This is a genomic window from Streptomyces sp. NPDC023723, assembly GCF_040639815.1.
Lineage (GTDB): Bacteria > Actinomycetota > Actinomycetes > Streptomycetales > Streptomycetaceae > Streptomyces.
The window spans coordinates 1-3,473 of the sequence record NZ_JBFAAP010000118.1 but is presented as its reverse complement, the minus strand read 5'-3'; the positions used below and the strand labels follow the sequence as shown (position 1 = coordinate 3,473).

The following is a 3,473-nucleotide window of genomic DNA, read 5'->3' as shown; positions in this document are numbered from 1 at the left end:
CTCTCTCAGGCTTTCCTCCGGGCGCTTCCCTTCGGTCTTGCGTTTCCGACTCTATCAGATCTTTCCGATCCGATTTCCTCGGTGCTTTCCAGGTTCCCGCTTCCGCGTTTCCCTTTCCGGCGGTTCCGACTTTATCAGAACTTTTCGGCCGGTCTAACCGGCGATCCGTTTCCGATTCATCGGGAGAAGCTTCTTCGAATCTCGAAGGAAACAAGAAGCTGTAGATACTCACGGTTACCTCGGGGCTAGGCCACCTACAGGCAACTGTTCGAATCTACCTCCCTGCTCCTGCCGTGTCAACGGCTCTTGCGGGGCGAAGAGGAGATTAGCAGTTCTCCAGGGCCGCGCGCACATCAGGCGGCCGTCGGGACGGTGGCGCTGCGCTCGGTGGCGTCGACGTCACCGGTCTCGCCGGCCCGAGCGGCTCGGCCGCCGAGGACGTAGACGTAGGCGAGGAAGGCCAGTTCGGCCAGGACTCCGATGGTGAGGCGGGCCCAAGTGGGCAGGCCGGAGGGGGTGACGAAGCCTTCGATGGCGCCGGAGACGAACAGGACCAGGGCCAGGCCGATCGCCATGCCGATGGCCGCGCGGCCTTCTTCGGCGAGAGCCGTCCGGCGAGTGCGCGGGCCTGGGTCGACGAGGGTCCAGCCGAGGCGCAGGCCGGTTCCGGCGGCGACGAAGACGGCGGTCAGTTCCAGGAGTCCGTGCGGGAGGACGAGGCCGAGGAAGGTATCGAGGCGGCCGGCCGAGGACATCAGGCCGAAGCCGACACCCAGGTTGAGCATGTTCTGGAAGAGGATCCAGATGACCGGGAGGCCGAGGAAGACGCCCAGGATCAGGCAGAGGGCGGCGGCCCAGGCGTTGTTCGTCCAGACCTGGGCGGCGAAGGAGGTCGCCGGATGGGTGGAGTAGTACGCCTCGTACTGGCCGCCGGGGCGAGTGAGCTCGCGCAGTTCGCTCGGGGCCGCGATGGTCGCCTGCACCGCGGGATGGGTGCCGATCCACCAGCCCAGGAGGGCCGCGACGGCGGTGGAGAGGAGAGCGGTGGGGACCCACCAGTGGCGCGCCTTGTAGACGGCGGCCGGGAAGCTGTTCGCGAGGAAGTGGGTGACGTCTCGCCATGACGCACGGCGGGCGCCGGTCACGGCCGCACGCGCGCGTGCCACGAGTTGGCTGAGCCGGCCGGTCAGCTGGGGATCCGGGGCGCTGGACTGGATCAGTGAAAGGTGAGTGGCCGTGCGCTGGTAGAGGGTGACGAGTTCGTCGGTCTCCGCGCCGGTGAGGCGGCGCTGTCGCTTGAGCAGGGCATCGAGGCGGTCCCACTCCGCGCGGTGGGCGGAGACGAAGACGTCGAGGTCCATCGGTGTGCCTGCTCCTCGGCTCTCGTCGGGGCTCGTCGTGGATCAGCTTGTCGTACTGCGGCGCGATGTGTGCTCAGCTTGGCAGACTGGCCGTGTCGGGGGCAGGTCAGGGGAAGGGCGGCAGGCGTGAGTGAGCTGGTGACCGGCGAGGCGGTGGCGCTGGAGCTGCGCCCCGCGAAACTGCCCAGCAGGGCACTGGCCGTGCTGCTCGATCTGGTGGTCGCCGTCGCCGTCTACGTGGCGGTGACCGTCGTCCTGGTCCTGGCCACGGCGTCCATGGACGAGGCGGCGCAGACGGCGTTGTCGGTCGTGGCCTTCGTCCTGCTGCTGGTGGGCGGTCCCATAGCGGTCGAGACGCTCAGCCATGGACGGTCGCTCGGCAAGATGGCGTGCGGACTGCGGGTGGTGCGTGACGACGGCGGGCCGATCCGGTTCCGGCACGCGCTGGTGCGCGGCCTCCTCGGGGTGGTCGAGATCCTGATGACCTTCGGGGTCGCCGCCTGTATCGCCTCGCTGGTGTCGGCGCGCGGGCGGCGGATCGGTGATGTGTTCGCGGGCACGCTGGTCGTGCGGGAGCGGGTGCCGGTCGCGCCCGGAGGTTTTCTGCCGCCGCCTCCGCCGTGGCTGGCGGGACGGTTCTCCGGGTTGGACCTGTCGGCCGTTCCGGACGATCTGTGGCTGGCGGTCCGGCAGTACCTGACCCGGATGCGTCAGCTGGATCCGCAGGTGGGTCAGGCCATGGCGGGACGGCTCGCCGGCGATCTCGCGGCTTGTACGGGGGTTCCCGTGCCGCAGGACGTTCCGCCGGCCGCGTATCTGGCGGCCGTGGTGCAGGAGCGGCAGGCCCGGGAGGCTCGGCGGGCCTTCGGGAGCGGTACCGCCGCGCCTCCTGCCGCGCCGGGTGGGGCGGCCTGGCCGTCTGCGGCGGGTGCCGAGGCGACGCCCGGTGTCGTCGGCGGAGGCGGACCGGTGCGGCCTCCGGCGGTGCCGCCGCACGGGCCTACGGCGCCGTCGGGGGCCGGGCAGCGGCCGTCGGCACCGGAGGGGGCGCCGCGGGAGAAGCGTCCGCGTACCGGTTTCGTGCCGCCGGCCTAGGGAGGACGGGAGCGGCGGCGGTGTCGCGGCCCGGGGGCGGGAGTCCGGTCAGGGGAAGACGGACGGCGGTGACTCGAGGTCCTCAAGCTCGATGCCGGGGGCTGCCAGAACTACGTCGCCGGCGAGGTGTACGGCGTGCTGCTCGCCCGTGTCCAGGGCTGTGACCTGGTATTCCTCCACGGTGAGGGGGCCACTGTCAGTGGCGTGTGCTTCTCTTTTCAGCAAGGCCCAGGACTGGTCCACGGTGCGGGGGGCGAGGACCGGTTCCGTGAGGGCCACGAGGCGCACGCGAGTCGCTGACGGGGAGGGGGTGAGGCGCAGGAGACGGGCGGTGGCGACGAGGAACGCCGGGGAGGTGCCGGTGAAGGCGTGGGCGCGCACATTGCCTTCGGCGGCATGGGTCCCGGTGGCAGCTGAGCGGACCCAGGTGACGCCGTCGATGGCCGCGCCGCGGACCTGCCAGTCGGCGGTGTGGAGTTCGAGGCGGATGGGGCGGCCGAGTTCGTCGAGGGCGAGGTCGACGGAGCCGCTGTGGTCTCCGGTCGGGGTGACCGACTGGGAGACGTAGCGCCAGCCGGAAGGGCCGGGGGCGCACTGGAAGTGTTCTTCTGCGAGGGGGGTGTGATCGTGCGGATCGTGGAGCGAATAACGGCCGCGGGGCATGGGGGTCCTGGGTCGTGACGGGCTGGGCCGGCGCTGCTGGTCCACCGACGGGGCAGGCCCCCGGCACGGGGGTGCGGGGGCCTGCCTCGGAGGACCTGCTGCCGTGAGCGTGTCAGTGCACGGACACGCTCACGACAGGCTCACGCCCGCTCGTGGCGAGCTGCGGCACCGGATCAGTAGCGGTAGTGGTCCGACTTGTACGGGCCCTCGACCTGCACGCCGATGTACTCGGCCTGCTCCGGGCGGAGCGTGGTCAGCTTGACGCCGAGCGCGTCGAGGTGAAGCCGGGCGACCTTCTCGTCCAGGTGCTTGGGCAGCACATACACACCGGTCGGGTACTCGTCGGGCTTGGTG

At 70.7% G+C, this 3,473-nt stretch carries 5 protein-coding genes; 1 reads left to right on the top strand and 4 read right to left on the bottom strand.

Annotated elements, in window-relative coordinates; genetic code table 11:
- Together AB0G32_RS40240 and AB0G32_RS40235 are read right to left on the bottom strand one after the other, a co-directional pair.
- Positions 1 to 232, bottom strand: a 232-nt coding sequence (locus AB0G32_RS40240; protein WP_361176015.1) for a hypothetical protein, incomplete at its 3' end; no start/stop codon positions are given.
- 121 nt (positions 233 to 353) lie between these two features.
- Positions 354 to 1,361 (bottom strand): stage II sporulation protein M, encoded by a 1,008-nt coding sequence (locus AB0G32_RS40235; protein WP_361176012.1) that lies wholly within the window; start codon positions 1,359 to 1,361, stop codon positions 354 to 356.
- Between the two features lie 126 nt (positions 1,362 to 1,487).
- Between AB0G32_RS40235 and AB0G32_RS40230 the strand changes: the two genes are divergently transcribed.
- Positions 1,488 to 2,456 (top strand): RDD family protein, encoded by a 969-nt coding sequence (locus AB0G32_RS40230; RefSeq protein ID WP_361176009.1) that lies wholly within the window; start codon positions 1,488 to 1,490, stop codon positions 2,454 to 2,456.
- A 48-nt stretch (positions 2,457 to 2,504) separates the two neighbouring features.
- On the opposite strand, the gene AB0G32_RS40225 is transcribed toward AB0G32_RS40230, so the two are convergent.
- Both AB0G32_RS40225 and AB0G32_RS40220 read right to left on the bottom strand, forming a co-directional pair.
- Positions 2,505 to 3,119 carry a hypothetical protein gene (locus AB0G32_RS40225; RefSeq protein ID WP_361176006.1) on the bottom strand — a complete coding sequence of 205 codons (615 nt, stop codon included), beginning with the start codon at positions 3,117 to 3,119 and terminating at the stop codon, positions 2,505 to 2,507.
- A 173-nt stretch (positions 3,120 to 3,292) separates the two neighbouring features.
- Positions 3,293 to 3,473 (bottom strand): adenosylhomocysteinase (locus tag AB0G32_RS40220; RefSeq protein WP_361176003.1); only part of this gene is annotated, 181 nt, incomplete at its 5' end.

Excerpts from the sequence above, each read along its gene's own strand:
- AB0G32_RS40235 (WP_361176012.1), bottom strand. The coding sequence starts at position 1,361 with ATGGACCTCGACGTCTTCGTCTCCGCCCACCGCGCGGAGTGGGACCGC.
- AB0G32_RS40225 (WP_361176006.1), bottom strand. The coding sequence starts at position 3,119 with ATGCCCCGCGGCCGTTATTCGCTCCACGATCCGCACGATCACACCCCC.